A 16,420-nucleotide genomic window follows, 5' to 3' on the forward strand; every position below is an offset into this window, starting at 1 on the left:
TTATAAATGTAGTATATATGAAATTCAGATATTTGTTTTCTATCGTGTTGGCGGCGGCATTATTCGCCGGATGCTACGATGAGGATGAGATCGTGCCCACGGAAGGGGAGGAACAGATGTACGTGTTGCCTCAAGGGAACCACGATTATGACAAGGATATTGTGAAGTGGTATGAGGATTACGGATTTTATACCATTTACGATTACAATATCGGAGATTTGTATTGGGCGAATACCGGTTGGGACGAATTGGTGGCTCCTAATATCGGGGGACGTTACGTGGCAAAACAGGCAGATCCGGCATACGTGGGTCCCGTGTTGAAATTATTCAAGGAGTTCTTTTTGGATTATTACTCGGATGAGCGGTTGAAAAAGTATATGCCCTTGAAAGTATTCTTGTGTTCCGAGTTATGGGAATGGAAAACCGGTTGGGCTGCCAGAGAGGATTCTACCCGGCTATGGATGCATAGCGGGTATGACAACATCGCCATCAATGGCGCCAGCGTGGAGATCGACACGATCGGCGAGGCAATGAAGACTGAGTTTATGCGAGATATGAACTGGTATTTTATAAATAAGTTGATCAATGCGGGGGAGGTGGTTGCTCCGGAAAGTTTCAAAAAAGTCAGTTCTTATGTTGCGAGTACTTATAATAATCAATGGTTTCCTCCTGTGAATGATTTTACAGCTGGGCAAGTTTTTGGAGCTACACAAAGTCTTTTTAGAGATGGGTATTTGAATATACAAACCGTGAAATCAGACTTAAGTAAAGAGCAGTGCCAATTGAATGATTTTTATTACTATGTGGAAATGGTGATGTCTTATTCCTTGGCAGAACTGGAACAAGAGGAGGCGTATTGGGATCAGAAAGGGCGAGGTTATAACGGGACCGATATCGATTTCCGGGGAATCTTGTACGAGAAACGCGCTTTCACGAAAGTGCGTCAGAAATATGATATTCTCGTGAACTATATCCAGGATGAGTTGGGAATTAATTTGGACCGGATCCGTTTTCCCGAGCGTTTCGTGACCGGGGAGGAAGAGGAATAAATTTGAGGTTAGTTTAAATTTTTAGTGATTGTTTTTGTGATGCATCGCCTGTCTTTTGACGGGACGGGCGATGCTTTTAGGCGGTATTGTATGTAAAAATTAATGAATCAGTATGGAAGATATTATAGTACGAGTGGAACATTTGTCGCATCGGTATAGCATCCAGTGGGCGGTAAGAGATGTCAGCTTTGAGATTCCCCTGCACGGTATTTACGGGTTGTTGGGGGCTAACGGAGCGGGAAAGTCGACGGTGATGAATATTATGTGCGGGGTGTTGAAACAGACCGACGGGGATGTGATCATAGCGGGGGTGAACACGAAGCGGGATACGATTGCCGCGAAAAAACATATCGGCTTTTTGCCGCAGAAGCCACCTTTGTATCAAGATTTGACGGTTGAGGAGTATTTGACTCACGCTGCGGATTTGCGTTGGGTGGCTCCCCGGGAGATAAAAAAAGCGGTAGAGGAGGTGATGGAACGTTGTGCTATCACTCATTTCCGTAAACGGTTGTTAAAGAATTTGTCCGGTGGATACCAACAACGTGTGGGCATTGCGCAAGCTATCGTGCATAAACCGGATTTAGTGGTATTCGACGAGCCGACCAACGGTTTGGACCCGAACCAGATCGTGGAAATTCGTCATTTGATCAAAAGTATTGCAGAAGAACGCACGGTGATTCTCTCCACGCACATTTTGCCCGAGGTGCAGGCAACCTGTGACCATATTTTGATGATGGACCACGGGAAGATGGTCTTTTCAGGAACTGTGGATGAGTTTGATAATTACATTGTGCCGAACACGATATATGTTCATTTCGCAAATGCTCCTTCAGCAGAGGTGTTGGGACGGGTGGAAGGAGTAACCGGAGTGGAGGATTTAGGCGGACAGCAATTCCGCGTACGATTCACGGATGCCCCGGAGGTGATCGGGCGTCTGGTGGATTTGAGCACCGAGCATCATTGGAGGATGCAGGAAATCCGTCAGGAGAAGAACTCCTTGGATACGATATTTGCTAAATTGACGGAGGAAGGGAAGAGAAATTAATGCATAAAAATTAAAGAGATTTGTTATGAGAGCCATATATAAAATAGCGAAGACGGAATTGCAGATGCTTTTTTATTCGCCTATCGCTTGGTTGTTATTGTTGTGTTTTGTTTTCCAGACGGTGTTTTTCTACACGGGAATGCTTGAAAGGTTCGTGCTTGATATGGAAAATACCGGCAGGACGTACTGGTGTTCCAAGCTCCTGTTCATTGTGGGGCATGGCGGCGGAACGGGGTTATGGCCGAGCGTGGTGAATATCCTGTATTTGTATATCCCGTTGTTGACGATGGGGGTTATTAGTAAAGAGTTGAGCAGCGGTTCCATCAAGTTGTTGTACTCGTCGCCGATCAGTAATGTCCATATCGTGCTGGGAAAATTCCTGGCGATGGTGGCGTACGCGTTTTTGTTGACGTTAGTTTTGTTCGTGTACGTGGTGTTCGCTTGGTGTGCGATCGATAATTTCGAGTGGGCTTGGGTGTTGACCGGCTTGCTGGGGATCTTCCTGTTGGCTTGCACTTACATGGCGGTAGGTATTTTCGTTTCCAGTTTGACTTCTTACCAGGTGATTTCAGCCGTGGGTACGTTTATCGTGCTGATGTTGTTGGGCATGGTGAGCGGCTGGGGACAGCAATATGATTTCGTGCGGGAAATCACCTACTGGTTAGGGATGAACGGCCGTGTTTCCACCTTCATCGACGGTATGCTTTGCAGCGAGGATTTGATTTATTTCCCGACGGTGATTGCCTTGTTCCTGATGTTGACGATTATCCGTCTGCACGCTATCCGCCAGAAACAGAAATTCACGATCACGCTTTACAAGAATCTCCTGGTGATTGCCGCCGTTTGCGCAATCGCATACGTGTCTTCCCGTCCGGCATTCCTGGCCTACGCGGATACGACTTCCACGAAACAGAATACGTTGACTCCCGTGTCGCAGGAGATTGTCGATAAATTGGAGGGCGGCCTGACGATTACTTCTTACGTGAATATCCTCGACCAGCGGTATGGCAATTATGCTTATCCGAACTTTATCATGCATAACCGGGAAGCTTCCAAGCAATTTACCCGCTTTAAACCGGAAACGAAATTGAAGGTAGTGTATTATTACGCGGACCCGAACGAGGGAATGCCGGGGCGTCCTTCCGCTTGGCAGCAGGCACGGCGGTTGTGCGAAGTGTACGAGATAGACAGTACGATGTTGTTGTCGAGAGCGGAGGTGGATAAGATGGCGGACTTGGCATCGCAAGGCTACCGGTTCATACGCGAGGCTGTGCGGGAGAACGGGCAGAGAGAGTGGTTGTACGATTTCACGGGCAGAGGCTTGTTAGCGGAAGGAGCGACTTCCGTGGCTTTGAGGCGTATGGTGACGAAGGTCCCCAAGATCGGTTTTGTGAAAGGCCACCGGGAGAGAAAGATGTACGGGGATGTCCCGTATGATATGGGTTATTTGTTTGGCAGCAGATGGAACGAGGGCTCCATGATCAATCAAGGATTCGATGTAGAGGAGGTGACGTTGGACCGAGCTATTTCGGATGATATCGTTTTGTTGTGGATCGCGGATATGCGTACTGAGTTGACCCCGGAAGAGGAGTCTGTGTTGGAAAAATATATCGAGCGGGGAGGAAACTTAGTGTTTATGGGAGAACCCAGCCACCGGGAGGCTCAAAATAAGGTGTTGAATAAATTCTTCGGGTTGGAGTTGACTCCTCTGGTAGTGAGTCCTGACGTGCGCTTTAAAGGGACTTTGACCGCTAATGTTTTGGCTGCTGTTCCGACGCAACGGGCTAAAGAACTGCTACCTTTCATCAAGAATTCTTACCGGATCGCTCACGAGAATAGTGCGGGAGTCGAAGAAGTGGAAAATAAAGGGTTCAAGGTGGAAGCATTCGTGACGACCGACACGACCGGTCCGGCATGGACGGAATTGGAAACCACGGATTTCGTGGACGACACGGTGAAGTTCAATCCGGCGGCGGGGGAGATATCCAAAGTGTTCAATACCGTGGTGGGATTGACTCGCCAAGTGGGAAACCGGGAACAGCGAATCATGGTGACGGGGGATGCCGATTGTTTGTCAAACAATGAATTCGTGATTACCCGGGGAGTTTCGGCAGCCAATGTTAATCTGTTAACGGGCTGCGTGCATTGGATGTCATACGGCGAGTTGCCGTTGAATATGCAACGTCCGGGAACGTCGGATAATTCGGTGTCAATCTCTATGGCTTGGTACAGGGTATTCAAAGCCGGATTTAAATTCGGCATACCGATTTTGTTGTTGGGAATCGCCGTATTTATTTGGTTCCGCCGGAGAGGAAGATAAGCGAGTGTTGGAAAATTTGTATGGTAAAAAAGAAATAGAAGATATTTTATGGAAGAAGCTATCGTAAAAGTAGAACATTTGTCACATCGTTACAGTGTGCAATGGGCTGTCAAGGATATAAGTTTCACGATTCCCAAAAAAGGCATATACGGTTTGTTAGGCTCCAACGGGGCGGGAAAATCAACCGTGATGAATATCATGTGCGGGGTGTTGAAACAGACGGAAGGGGATGTTTTTATTCACGGGTCGGACACGCGCAAGGATCCCTTGGAGGCGAAGAAGCATATCGGGTTCCTGCCCCAGCAGGCTCCGCTTTACACGGATATGAACGTGAAGGAGTATCTGACCCATTCGGCTTATTTGCGCCGGATGCCTGATAACGAGATTAAAACGGCGGTGGACGAGGTAATGGAGCGTTGTTCGCTCACGCATTTCCGTGACCGTTTGATCAAGAATCTTTCCGGGGGATACCAGCAACGGGTGGGGATCGCCCAGGCTATCGTGCACAAGCCCGATCTGGTGGTGTTCGACGAGCCGACGAACGGGTTGGACCCGACGCAGATCTTGGATATTCGCCACCTGATACAGGATATCGCGAAGGAACGGACGGTGATTCTCTCCACGCATATATTGACGGAGGTGCACGCCATGTGCGATTACCTGTTGATGATCGAGCAGGGGAAACTCGTGTTCTCCGGAACGGTAGACCAGTTCGATAATTATATCGTGCCGAGTACTATTTTCCTGCAATTGTCGGATGCCCCGGCTCCCGAGGTGTTGATGCAGGTGGAAGGCGTAACGGGTGTCGAGGAACTGGGAGGACAACGTTTCCGCATTTCGTTCGAGGATGCGGAAGGCGTGTTGGAACGTTTGGTGGAAGCCAGTTCCCGCAATCATTGGCGGTTGATGGAAATTCGTCCGGAGAAGAGTTCGCTGGATGATATTTTTGCGGTGTTGTCGAAACAAGCACACTGATGTGTAATTAAGATATGTGACCATAAAAATTGAGATTATGAAATTGATATATAGAATAGCGAAGGCTGAATTGCGGATGCTTTTTTGTTCACCGGTGGCGTGGTTCCTGTTGGTAATATTTACATTGCAGACAGCCTTGTTCTTCACGGGAAGATACGAGTGGTTCATGAAAGGTAATGAATACGGGAGCGGAAGAACGATGATGACTTCCATGGCATTATTCGCGAACGGGATCTGGGGCATCGTGCAGAATTACTTGTATTATTATATCCCGTTGTTGACGATGGGGTTGGTTAGCCGGGAATTGAGTAGCGGGTCCATCAAATTGTTGTACTCGTCGCCGATCCGTAATTCGCAAATTATTCTGGGTAAGTTCCTCTCGATGGTAATGTACGCCGCTATCATGTGTGGCATATTGTTGCTTTACGTGGTGTATGCCGCTTTCACGGTGGAGAATTTCGAGTTGCCGGTCGTGTTGGTCGGTTTGTTGGGCTTGTTCCTGTTGACTTGTACATACGTGGCGGTTGGGCTTTTCGTGTCCAGTTTGACTTCTTACCAGTTCGTGGCGGCAATTGGGACGTTTATTATCCTGATGTTGTTAAGCATGGTAGGCGGCTGGTGGCAAGAATATGACATTATCCGCGACGTGACTTACTGGTTGAGTATCAACGGGCGTGCCTCCACGTTTATCATGGGTATGCTTTGCTCGGAGGACGTGTTGTATTTCCCGATCGTGACGGCATTGTTCTTGTTCCTGACGGTGATCCGTTTGAATGCGGTACGCCAGAAAGTGCGTTGGCAGATTTCGTTCGGCAGATATGTGGCTGTCATATTGATTGCCTGTACGTTGGGATATTTCTCTTCCCGTCCGAAATTGATGGGGTATTATGATGCCTCTTCCACGAAATGGAACACGTTGACCCCGCATAGCCAGGAGATTGTGTCCAAGCTGGACGGCGGTTTGACGATCACGGCTTACGTGAATATATTGGGACCGAATTATGCTATGTTCTCGTTCCCTGATTTTATTCAACGGAATAGGGAACAGTTTAAATTGTACGAGCGGTTTAAACCGGAGATGAAATTGAAGGTGGTGTATTATTATGACACGATCACGCTGGCAGACGGTGCCGCCGGGGAGAATTTTGCCGCCCGTTTGGCAAGCAGGAATGAAACCGTGCATAAAGCGGCTAAAAAGATGTGCGAATTGTTTCAGTTGGATACCGTTCATCGGGTGTTAAGTCCGGAAAAAGTTCGGAAATTGACGGATTTGGAAGGAGAGAGAACGTTTGTTTGGGAGTTGGTACGTGAAAACGGTGAAAGAACCTGGTTGCGCACGTATGACGACCCGATGAATCCTTTCCCCGGCGAGGCGGAAATGTCGGCAGCCATGAAACGGATGACCTTGGATGTGCCGAAAGTGGGTTTTGTAGAGGGATATGGCATGCGTTCCCTTTATGATACAAGACCTCGCGGTTATCACTTCTTCGCGTACAAGAAAGATTTCCGTCAATCCTTGATAAACCAAGGGTTCGAGACGACGGAAGTTAATTTGGAAAAGGGCATTCCGGAAGACGTGAATATTTTGACAATAGCAGATATGCGCGAACCTTTTACCGAAAAAGAGGAACAGGTTTTGGCAGACTATATTGCCCGCGGAGGTAACTTGTATATATTGGGAGAGCCGAGAAGGCGTGAAGTGATGAACCCGCTTTTGAATAAATATTTCGGGGTGGAATTGTTGGAAGGAACTTTGGTACAGTACCGTTTGGAGTGGTTACAACCGGATATTTTGAATTGTATGATTACTCCCATGGCAAGAGAGTTGAGTTACTATTTCGGGTTGGCTAGCGGTGTGATGTTGCCGACTGCAGCCGGTTTGGAGCAAGTGGCAGACCGCGGGTTCAAGGTGATCCCTGTGCTGGTGAGCGATACACTGAATATCCAGAAAAGTGAACAACGTTCATATGCCGTGTGGAACGAGATGGGTTCATTGGATTACGTGGAAGAGCGGTTGACCATTGATCCCTCGAAGGGTGAGGTTGCCAAAGATTATTGCACCGGTATGGCGTTGATTCGTATGGTGAATGGTAAGGAACAGCGTATCACGATTTTGGGAGATGCCGACTGTATCTCTAACGGGGAGATCACGGAAGGACGTTCCCAGACGAATTTCATCATGGACTTGGGTACTTTCCATTGGTTGAGTAATAACGAATTGCCCGTGGATGTGAGAAGACCGGGTACAAAGGATAATCGGGTAGATATTGGAAGAGCCGGATACTACGTGATGAACTGGGGATTCAAATGGATTATCCCGTTGTTGCTTGCCGGTGCCGGAATCGTGTTGTGGATTCGGAGAAGATCCAAGTAAATGAAGTGATTTATGATTGTCTATTAGGGCTATGAGTTTTAAGATAGATAAACAGACTTTGACGGACTTGGCGGTGTTTGGGATGGGGAAAAGTCAGTCCGTGTACGAAATATTTAACCGGACACATACGCGGGGAGGAGCTCGTTTACTGGAAGAGATGTTCCAGTATCCGCTTTCCGATCTGGAGGCCATCGAGAGCCGGAGTAAGTCTATCGCTTATTATTTGAATAGCGGGATGGCGTTTCCTTTTCGCGGGGCGATATTCGATGCCATGGAGTTTTACCTGAACAATACGGATACTCGTACGCAGTTGATGGCACAGGATAATACACTGGGACGTAAGGTAAAAAACATGATGGGTTCCGACACGGACTACACGTGGATTCATAACGGGATCATGGGGTGTCTGGAGATGTTGAACACGTTGGCGGATTTCTTTCAGTCCGGCACGGAGGCTACCGACCCGAGCGTGAAGAAGGCGAACGAGGAGTTGAAGAAATTGCTTGATAACGAGAAATGGAACTGGTATCGCCAAGAGAAGGGGAAAAAGAAGGTGAGTTACGAGCAGGCGGTGAAGTATGACCGGGTTTTCCGGTTTGAAGAACGGGATAAATTGTTCAAAATGATGTATAATATCTTCCTGATGGACGTGTACATCACGGTTGGGGAGGTTTCTAAAGAGCGGGGATTCGTGTTTGCCAAGGCTTTGCCGCCGGAAGAGAACGTGTTGAAACTGACGGGGGTATTCCACCCCTTCCTGAAAAAGCCGATTGGTAACACGATTCATGTTGACGGTCGGAGTAACGTGATTTTTCTCACGGGTGCTAACATGGCAGGGAAATCCACGTTCATGAAATCATTCACGATTGCCCTGTTCCTGGCACACGTGGGATTCCCCGTACCGGCGGAAGCGATGGAGTTTTCCGTGCGCAACGGGATGTTTACGACCATCAACTTGCCGGACAACCTGAGCATGGGATACAGCCACTTCTATGCCGAGGTGTTGCGGGTGAAGAAAGTGGCTCAACAGTTGTGCCAGACGAAGAACTTGGTGATCGTGTTCGACGAGTTGTTCCGGGGTACGAACGTGAAAGATGCTTATGATGCGACCCTCGCTGTGGCGGAGGCTTTTGCGGAAATTCCGGATTGTCTTTTCATGATCTCGACCCATATTATAGAGGTGGGGCAGGTCTTGAAAGAGCGCAGTAAGAATATCCGTTTCGTGTACCTGCCGACACGCATGGAGGGAAGCACGCCCGTGTATACTTACCGGTTGACAGAGGGAATCACGAATGACCGCCATGGTATGATTATCATTAATAACGAGAAAATTATAGAGATTATTAACGGGGAAGGAGGAGCGCAATGAGTTTTGAAACCGACAAGCAGACATTAGAGGATTTGAATATATTGGGTAAATATAAAAATAACTCGATATACAGTATTTTTTCACACACGGTTACGCGGGGAGGCGAGCGTTTGCTGGAAAAGATGTTTCTTAACCCGTTGACGGATGCCGGGGAAATCAATCGCCGCACGTCGGTTTTCAAGTATTGGAAAGACCATGATATAGCGTTCCCGGGCGAAACGAAGGAATGTGATGTCGTGGAACAATACCTCTCGGGAGCCAGTGGCAAACATTGGATGTTCAATTTATTTGTCCTGGGAAAGGCGAAAGTACTGGAATTCATCGGGAATAAAAGCGTATTGGAGCAATGGCACGAGCAAGTGCTCACGACGATCTTCTTTCTGCAAAAGACACGGAAATATTTATCGGAAATCGTGAAAACCATCGGGAATAACCCGATGGAGGAGTGCGTAAAGCGGGGAATCGCTTTGTTGGAAGAGAAAGCTTTTCGCCAGATATTGGATTTCCAAGGTGAAAAATTGACTTTGGGCGAGATGTTCAAGTTTGATAAAATTCTGCGATGTGATTTAAACAAGAAATTGTTGGAGCATATCGGTCTTTTTCACGAGATAGATGTGAATACGGTCGTGGGACGTGTTGCCCGGGAACGGGATTTCTGTTTCCCCGTGGCATCCGGGGATAGCCCCGTGTCGATGGGGATCCGGGGATTGTTCCATCCGGCTCTTCCGGGAGCTGTGTCCAATGATTTGGAGATTACGCGGGACAAGAATATTTTCTTCCTCACGGGAGCTAATATGGCGGGTAAATCCACGTTGATGAAGTCGTTCGGGATTGCCGTGTACATGGCTCACATGGGTTTCCCGGTGGCAGCGAAAAGCATGGAGTTCTCCATCCAGGACGGTTTGTACACGTCGATTAACGTGCCGGATAATATCAATATGGGATATAGCCATTTTTACGCCGAGGTGCTTCGGGTGAAAAAGGTTGCCGTGGAAGTAAGCCTGTCCAAACGGCTGGTCGTGATCTTCGACGAGTTGTTCAAGGGAACGAACGTGAAGGATGCTTTCGACGCCACGTTGGCAGTAACAACGGCTTTATCTAAAAGACGGGCTTGCTCGTTCATGATCTCGACCCATATCATAGAGGTAGGGCAGGAACTCGGCAAGGCGTGCGACAACGTGACATTCGCTTATTTGCCCACGGTGATGAAAGATAAGGTGCCGACTTACACGTACAAGTTGGAGAAGGGCATCACGAGTGATAAACATGGTATGATTATTATTAATAACGAACGTATTGTAGAAATTATTCGCTCCCGGGCGATATAAATAATATTGATTATGAGTTTTTTATGTGATGTTTATTCACGTTTGAAAAACGTGAAGCGGGGGATGTTCGTGTTTTTCGGGAGCGCGAGTGTATTGTTCGCCATGCCGGGCGGGAGTTATGCCCAGTCGGGAAAAACATGGTCCTTGCGGGCATGTATCGAACATGCGCGGGAACACAATATCCAAGTGGCGTATTCCCGGGTAGCGTTGGAAAATACCCGTGTGGAATTGACCCGAGGCAGGGCACAACGCTTGCCTTCGTTGGATTTTTCAAGTACTCAAGGTTGGAGCCACCAGAAAAAAGCCGGTACAAACGGGGATTTGAAATCGTCGGGCGCTTACACGGGTAATTATTCTTTGAACGGGAACATGGTGCTTTACCAGGGAGGAAAACTCTCTCGTTCCGTGCAACAGCAGGAGTTGGAGGAGAAAGCCATGATGCAAGAGATGATGGTCGCTCAAAACGATATAGAGATAGCCGTGACGAAGGCTTATTTGCAGGTATTGTACGCAAATGAAATGTTAAAGACCGATCGCCAAACGTTGGAAAGTTCGGAAGCGCAACTTGCCCGCACGAGAGAATTTCAGAAAGCCGGATCGGTGAGCATGAGCGATTTGGCTCAGATGGAAGCCCAATACAGCAGTGACCGTTACCGGATGGTGCAAGCGGAAAATGATTTGGCTCTTTCCAAGTTGCAATTAAAACAGTTGCTGGAGTTGGAACCGGAGGAAAATTTCGAAGTGTTCTTTCCTGAATTGGATGAAAAAGATGTATTGGTGGTGGTGCCCCGATTGGAAGATGTTTACCGGGAAGCGTTGCAATTGATGCCGGAGATGAAAAGCAGCCAGATGAGCGTGGAGTCGTCGGTATTGGGAGAGAAAATTGCGAAAGGGGATTATTTGCCCAGCGTTTCGCTTTCGGCTTCCGTTTCTACCGGGCATGATTCCAAGGGAAGCGGTTCTTATTTCTCGCAAATGGACGACCGATTGGCAGAGAACGTGGGGGTGAATATCAGTATCCCGATATCGAACCGGAAGCAGGCCCGTTTGAATGTTTCACGGGCTAAACTTCAGACGGAACAAGCACGTTTGGATGAGCGGAATACCCGGAAAGAGCTTTTGCAGACGGTGGAATCGTTGCATCAGGATGTGGTGGCAGCGCAAAGTCGATACTCCGCGGCGGTGCAACAGGTGAAATTTGCTGCCGAGAGTTATCGCCAGGTACAAGCGGAGTTTGAGGCGGGTATGAAAAGTGCGGTGGATTTGCTGGTGGAAAAGAACAATTACCTTTCCGCCCTGCAGGAACAGATTCAAGCGAAATACCAGGCTGTGCTTGCTTTTAAATTGTTGAATTTTTATAGGAATGAACCGATTAATATCTAAGTTGATTTAATGTCATTGAAGATGAAAAAAGTAATTGTAGCAATAATCATAGTGGTGGGAGTGTTCCTGGCCTTTTTCGCTTTCCGCCCGAAAGAAAAAGAAGTCGTGAAATATGATTCTTTTGAGGTGAAGAAAGGGGATATCCGCAACACGATCACGGCAACGGGAACGATAGAACCGATCACGCAAGTGGAGGTGGGAACCCAGGTATCCGGGACGATTGCCCATATTTACGTGGATTATAACACGGAAGTGAAGAAAGGACAATTGATTGCCGAGTTGGACAAGACAGTATTGGAATCGGAATACGAGTCGCAATTATCGGCTTTTTATTCTAATCAGAACGAGTACGATTACCAGAAAAAGAATCACGAGCGGGTGGCAGGATTGCACGCCAAGAATCTGGTGAGCGACTCGGATTTCGAAACCTCCGAGTACCAGTACGAGAAAGCTCGTCGGGCGTTGGACCGCTCCCGTTCGGATTTGTTGAAAGCGAAAACGAACTTGAATTATTGCATGATTTATTCTCCGATTGACGGGGTGGTTATTTCCCGTGCGGTGGATGAGGGACAGACTGTGGCGGCAACGTTTAATACTCCTAAATTATTTGTTATCGCGAATGATTTGCGGAAGATGCGCGTGATTGCCGATGTGGACGAGGCAGACATCGGTCAGGTGAAGGAAGGACAGAAGGTGATATTCAGGGTGGATGCTTTCCCGGACGAATATTTCGAGGGGGCAGTGACCCAAGTGCGGTTGGAGCCTATCGTGACGTCGAACGTGGTTACTTACGAGGTGGTGATCGATGCCCCTAATCCTGATTTGAAATTGAAACCGGGGTTGACTGCCAGCATCACGGTGTTGATACACGAGAAAACGGATGTTTTGATGATTCCCTTGCGTGCTTTACGTTTCCAACCCGAGGACGAGCATGGACAACCGCTAAAACCCGAGAGTGGAAAGACGGCTCCCGGAATGAAATCGGTTTGGGTACAGACTGCCGGGAACTTAATGAATAAAAACGTGCGGTTAGGCATATCAGACGGTATCTACACGGAGGTCACGGAAGGTTTACAGGCGGGAGAACGAGTAATCACGGGAATACAAGTACCTATGTCTGCATCCGGCATGAAACAAATGAAACCCGGTGGCAATCCCTTGATGCCCAACATGACCGGAATGCGTCCTCACTAGTATCATTTATAGATCAAGATTATGAGTGGACAAGTGAAAGATATAATCAGGATAGAGAATCTTTGCCGGGATTTCGTGGTTGGCTCGGAAACCGTGCACGCGTTGCGAGGGGTTTCTTTCTCGATTCAACCGGGAGAGTTCGTGACGATCATGGGGACGAGTGGTTCCGGTAAGTCGACTTTGTTGAACGTGTTGGGATGTTTGGATATTCCCACGTCGGGGGAGTATTACTTGGACGGAATGCCTGTTCGGGAGATGGGGAAAAATGACAGGGCCTCCTACCGGAATTTGAAAATAGGTTTTATTTTCCAATCCTATAACTTGTTGCCCAAAACAACAGCGTTGGAAAACGTGGAATTGCCCTTGTTGTACAACCCGTCGGTTTCCAAGCGGGCAAGAAAGGAAAAAGCGTTGAACGCTTTGAAAGCGGTAGGGTTGGAGAACCGGGTCAATCATCGTTCCAACCAGATGTCCGGGGGACAACAACAGCGTGTGGCAATTGCCCGTGCCATGGTGAATGACCCCGTTATCTTGTTGGCCGATGAGGCGACGGGGAACTTGGATACACGTACCTCTTACGAGATATTGGCATTGTTCCAACGGTTGCACGCCGAGGGACGGACCATTATATTTGTGACACATAACCCGGAAATAGCGGAGTTCAGTAGTCGTAACATATTACTCCGTGACGGGCGGGTAGTTGAAGATAAGATAAATTCGCGAATCGGTTCCGCCCGGCAAGTGCTGGAATCTTTACCGAAAGAAAGTAATTAATTTACGATTTATGAAATCCGAAATCATAAATCTAAAATCATAAATGGATAGATGAATTACGGGAATTTGATAGTAATAGCCCTTCGGGCTTTGAGTAATAATAAATTGCGAGGGTTCCTGACAATGTTGGGTATCATTATCGGGGTGAGTTCGGTCATCTCTATGCTTGCCATTGGCGAGGGATCGAAGTACACGATAGAGAAACAGATCGAGGAACTGGGGGCAAACATGGTGGTAGTTAATCCCACGAATGCTATGGTGGGGGGAATCCGTCAAAACGGGGTACTTGTCCAGACGTTAAAGTTGGAGGATTACCAGGCGATCGTGTCGGAAGTTCCTTACATGGAGAGTTGTTCGCCTTACGTGTCGAAATCGGGACAAGCTATTTACGGTCCGAATAACTCGCCGACCACGGTGTATGGGATTAACGAGGATTACATGGATATCCGTCGCTTGACAGTGAACAGGGGTGAGATGTTCAGTGATCAGGACATGAAAAATGCCGCTAAAGTATGTGTGGTGGGGCAGACGATCGTGGATAATCTTTTTAAGAACGGGGAAGATCCTCTCGGGCAGGTGATTCGTTTTGACAAGGTGCCTTTCCGTATCGTGGGAGTGTTGGCTCCCAAGGGGTATAACTCCATGGGACGTGACCAGGATGATATCATTCTGGCTCCTTTCACGACAATCCAGAAAAGATTGTTGGCAATCCCTTACATGCACGGCATTTATGTTTCCGTGGTGGACGAGAAGTACACGGGCAAGATGATGCAGGAGATCACGGGGGTGTTGCGGCAGACGCATCGTATCCCGGCGGGAGGGGAGGATGATTTCACGGTTCGTTCCCTTGAGGAGATGAGTAAGGTGTTGACGATGGCAACCAAGGTGTTGACTATTCTTTTGGCTTGTATCGGCGGAATCTCCTTGCTTGTCGGTGGCATCGGAATCATGAATATCATGTACGTTTCGGTCACCGAGCGCACGAGGGAAATTGGTTTACGAATGTCTATCGGTGCCAAGGGACGGCATATCCTGTTCCAGTTCCTGATAGAATCAATTATTATTAGTGTATCCGGGGGTGTTATCGGTGTGGGGCTAGGGATAGGTGTTTCATTGATGCTTAGCTCTTTGCTGGGGTGGCCGGTATCCGTGTTGCTGTACTCGGTAATAATTTCGTTCCTCGTTTGTACTTTCACGGGTGTTTTCTTCGGGTGGTATCCCGCTCGTAAAGCTTCTCGGTTGAACCCGATAGACGCTATTCGTTACGAGTGATGATTAACAACAACACTAAGATGAGAGAGGCTGTTTCGTAAGAAGCAGCCTTTTTTGTTTTGAGCAACTAACTGATAATTAGTGATAAATATGTATTAGAGAGGCGTACGTGGAATACATAAACAAAACCCAGTGTAAACCGTTGGAAATAAGGGAGAAAACAGGGATTAACTTTGGTGCATTTTCGCTACAACTTCGGTACAAAGACCTTCGGGAGCGTCCGAGAAAGATTTATGATTCAAATATAATTTGAGTATGTGGCATATTTACCCCCTTTTTTCACTGGGAATTCACGGGGATTAGGGCAGTACTTCTGATTTGTAAGTCGGTACTTTTTTGTCGTTGAAGTGTTATAAAAAAACAAGGCTCGTGAAATAGATGCCGGATCAAAGTTATGAATTAAAATCGTATGTATGGAAAATCCAATTGTAAAAGTTGAACATTTGTATCATCGTTACACGACACAGTGGGCGATCGAGGACATCAGTTTAGAGATCAACGGCTCCGGAGTCGTGGGTTTGCTGGGCTCGAACGGGGCGGGGAAATCGACGACGATGAACATCATTTGCGGGGTGTTGAAACAGACCCAGGGAAAAGTATTTATTAACGGGATCGATACGCTGAAGCATCCGGTGGCAGCCCGGAAATATATCGGTTTTTTACCACAGAAACCACCTCTCTACCCGGATTTGACGGTGGATGAGTACCTTCGTTTTTGCGCGGAGATCCACTGGATGGATCGCAAAAAGATCAAGACGGCTATCGGGGATGCGGAAGAACGTTGCGGGATTACACACATGAAAGACCGTTTGTTACGTAATCTTTCGGGTGGTTACCAGCAGCGTGTGGGTATCGCGCAGGCTATCCTGCACGATCCGAAATTTGTGGTGTTGGACGAGCCGACGAATGGGTTAGACCCGAATCAGATACTGGAGGTGCGCCAGTTGATCCGGGATATAGCCGAGGAGCGTACCGTGATGCTCTCGACGCATATTTTGTCGGAGGTGCAGGCTACTTGTTCCACGATCAAGATGATTGAACACGGGCGGGTGGTTTTCTCCGGCAGCGTGGAGGAATTTGACAATTATATCGAACCGAACACGCTTTACGCCATGTTCGATTTGCCCCCGTTGCCGGATGAATTGATGACGATTCCCGGCATCAGGAGGGCGGAGAGCGAGGGTAGCCACGGTGTCCGTTTGATGTATGACGGCGACCGGGATACGATTAAGCTGGTCATCCGTGAAAGCGTGGCTCGGGGATGGGAGATGACGGAGATCAGAGTCGAGAAAAGCTCTATGGAAGCCGTGTTCGCGAAATTGTCTGGAAAATAATCA

Annotated in this window: 12 protein-coding genes; all 12 read left to right on the forward strand. The window is 47.9% G+C overall.

Annotated features, from left to right (window positions below):
- Positions 1-17 precede the first annotated feature (17 nt).
- The 12 genes from BN8899_RS13925 to BN8899_RS13980 all read left to right on the forward strand — a co-directional run bounded on the left by BN8899_RS13925 (position 18) and on the right by BN8899_RS13980 (position 16,417).
- Positions 18-1,049 (forward strand): hypothetical protein, encoded by a 1,032-nt coding sequence (locus BN8899_RS13925; RefSeq protein WP_148375441.1) that lies wholly within the window; start codon positions 18-20, stop codon positions 1,047-1,049.
- A 112-nt stretch (positions 1,050-1,161) separates the two neighbouring features.
- The gene (locus BN8899_RS13930; protein WP_065219880.1) at positions 1,162-2,094 is read left to right on the forward strand and encodes an ABC transporter ATP-binding protein; all 933 of its coding nucleotides are present in this window, start codon (positions 1,162-1,164) and stop codon (positions 2,092-2,094) included.
- Positions 2,095-2,119: 25 nt separating this feature from the next.
- The gene (locus BN8899_RS13935) at positions 2,120-4,414 is read left to right on the forward strand and encodes a Gldg family protein (RefSeq protein ID WP_065219881.1); all 2,295 of its coding nucleotides are present in this window, start codon (positions 2,120-2,122) and stop codon (positions 4,412-4,414) included.
- Positions 4,415-4,462: 48 nt separating this feature from the next.
- A complete protein-coding gene (locus BN8899_RS13940) occupies positions 4,463-5,389 on the forward strand; it encodes an ABC transporter ATP-binding protein (RefSeq protein WP_065219882.1) in 927 nt (308 codons plus the stop codon).
- 37 nt (positions 5,390-5,426) lie between these two features.
- Positions 5,427-7,763: a Gldg family protein gene (locus BN8899_RS13945; protein ID WP_065219883.1), complete on the forward strand. Its 2,337-nt coding sequence runs from the start codon at positions 5,427-5,429 to the stop codon at positions 7,761-7,763.
- A 31-nt stretch (positions 7,764-7,794) separates the two neighbouring features.
- Entirely contained in the window at positions 7,795-9,132 is a 1,338-nt protein-coding gene (locus BN8899_RS13950) for a MutS-related protein (protein ID WP_065219884.1), read from the forward strand.
- Positions 9,129-10,460 (forward strand): MutS-related protein, encoded by a 1,332-nt coding sequence (locus BN8899_RS13955; RefSeq protein ID WP_065219885.1) that lies wholly within the window; start codon positions 9,129-9,131, stop codon positions 10,458-10,460. Before BN8899_RS13950 ends, BN8899_RS13955 begins: the two co-directional genes overlap by 4 nt.
- A 12-nt stretch (positions 10,461-10,472) precedes the next feature.
- Positions 10,473-11,843, forward strand: a complete 1,371-nt coding sequence (locus BN8899_RS13960; protein ID WP_082987063.1) for a TolC family protein — start codon at positions 10,473-10,475, stop codon at positions 11,841-11,843.
- A gap of 15 nt (positions 11,844-11,858) precedes the next feature.
- Complete coding sequence (locus BN8899_RS13965; RefSeq protein WP_369800429.1) at positions 11,859-13,037, forward strand: efflux RND transporter periplasmic adaptor subunit; 1,179 nt, start codon at positions 11,859-11,861, stop codon at positions 13,035-13,037.
- 33 nt (positions 13,038-13,070) lie between these two features.
- On the forward strand, positions 13,071-13,811 hold the full coding sequence (locus BN8899_RS13970) for an ABC transporter ATP-binding protein (RefSeq protein WP_065220738.1): 741 nt from the start codon (positions 13,071-13,073) through the stop codon (positions 13,809-13,811).
- Between the two features lie 51 nt (positions 13,812-13,862).
- Entirely contained in the window at positions 13,863-15,083 is a 1,221-nt protein-coding gene (locus BN8899_RS13975) for an ABC transporter permease (RefSeq protein WP_065219886.1), read from the forward strand.
- Between the two features lie 413 nt (positions 15,084-15,496).
- The gene (locus BN8899_RS13980; protein ID WP_065219887.1) at positions 15,497-16,417 is read left to right on the forward strand and encodes an ABC transporter ATP-binding protein; all 921 of its coding nucleotides are present in this window, start codon (positions 15,497-15,499) and stop codon (positions 16,415-16,417) included.
- Positions 16,418-16,420: the final 3 nt, after the last annotated feature.

The sequence above is a fragment of the Butyricimonas sp. Marseille-P2440 genome, from assembly GCF_900091675.1.
Lineage (GTDB): Bacteria > Bacteroidota > Bacteroidia > Bacteroidales > Marinifilaceae > Butyricimonas > Butyricimonas synergistica.

What these genes read in the sequence shown, in the direction of transcription:
- BN8899_RS13955 (WP_065219885.1), top strand. Translation starts at nt 9,129, where the DNA reads ATGAGTTTTGAAACCGACAAGCAGACATTAGAGGATTTGAATATATTG.
- BN8899_RS13950 (WP_065219884.1), top strand. Translation starts at nt 7,795, where the DNA reads ATGAGTTTTAAGATAGATAAACAGACTTTGACGGACTTGGCGGTGTTT.
- BN8899_RS13935 (WP_065219881.1), top strand. Translation starts at nt 2,120, where the DNA reads ATGAGAGCCATATATAAAATAGCGAAGACGGAATTGCAGATGCTTTTT.
- BN8899_RS13930 (WP_065219880.1), top strand. Translation starts at nt 1,162, where the DNA reads ATGGAAGATATTATAGTACGAGTGGAACATTTGTCGCATCGGTATAGC.
- BN8899_RS13980 (WP_065219887.1), top strand. Translation starts at nt 15,497, where the DNA reads ATGGAAAATCCAATTGTAAAAGTTGAACATTTGTATCATCGTTACACG.
- BN8899_RS13945 (WP_065219883.1), top strand. Translation starts at nt 5,427, where the DNA reads ATGAAATTGATATATAGAATAGCGAAGGCTGAATTGCGGATGCTTTTT.
- BN8899_RS13925 (WP_148375441.1), top strand. Translation starts at nt 18, where the DNA reads ATGAAATTCAGATATTTGTTTTCTATCGTGTTGGCGGCGGCATTATTC.
- BN8899_RS13975 (WP_065219886.1), top strand. Translation starts at nt 13,863, where the DNA reads ATGAATTACGGGAATTTGATAGTAATAGCCCTTCGGGCTTTGAGTAAT.
- BN8899_RS13960 (WP_082987063.1), top strand. Translation starts at nt 10,473, where the DNA reads ATGAGTTTTTTATGTGATGTTTATTCACGTTTGAAAAACGTGAAGCGG.
- BN8899_RS13940 (WP_065219882.1), top strand. Translation starts at nt 4,463, where the DNA reads ATGGAAGAAGCTATCGTAAAAGTAGAACATTTGTCACATCGTTACAGT.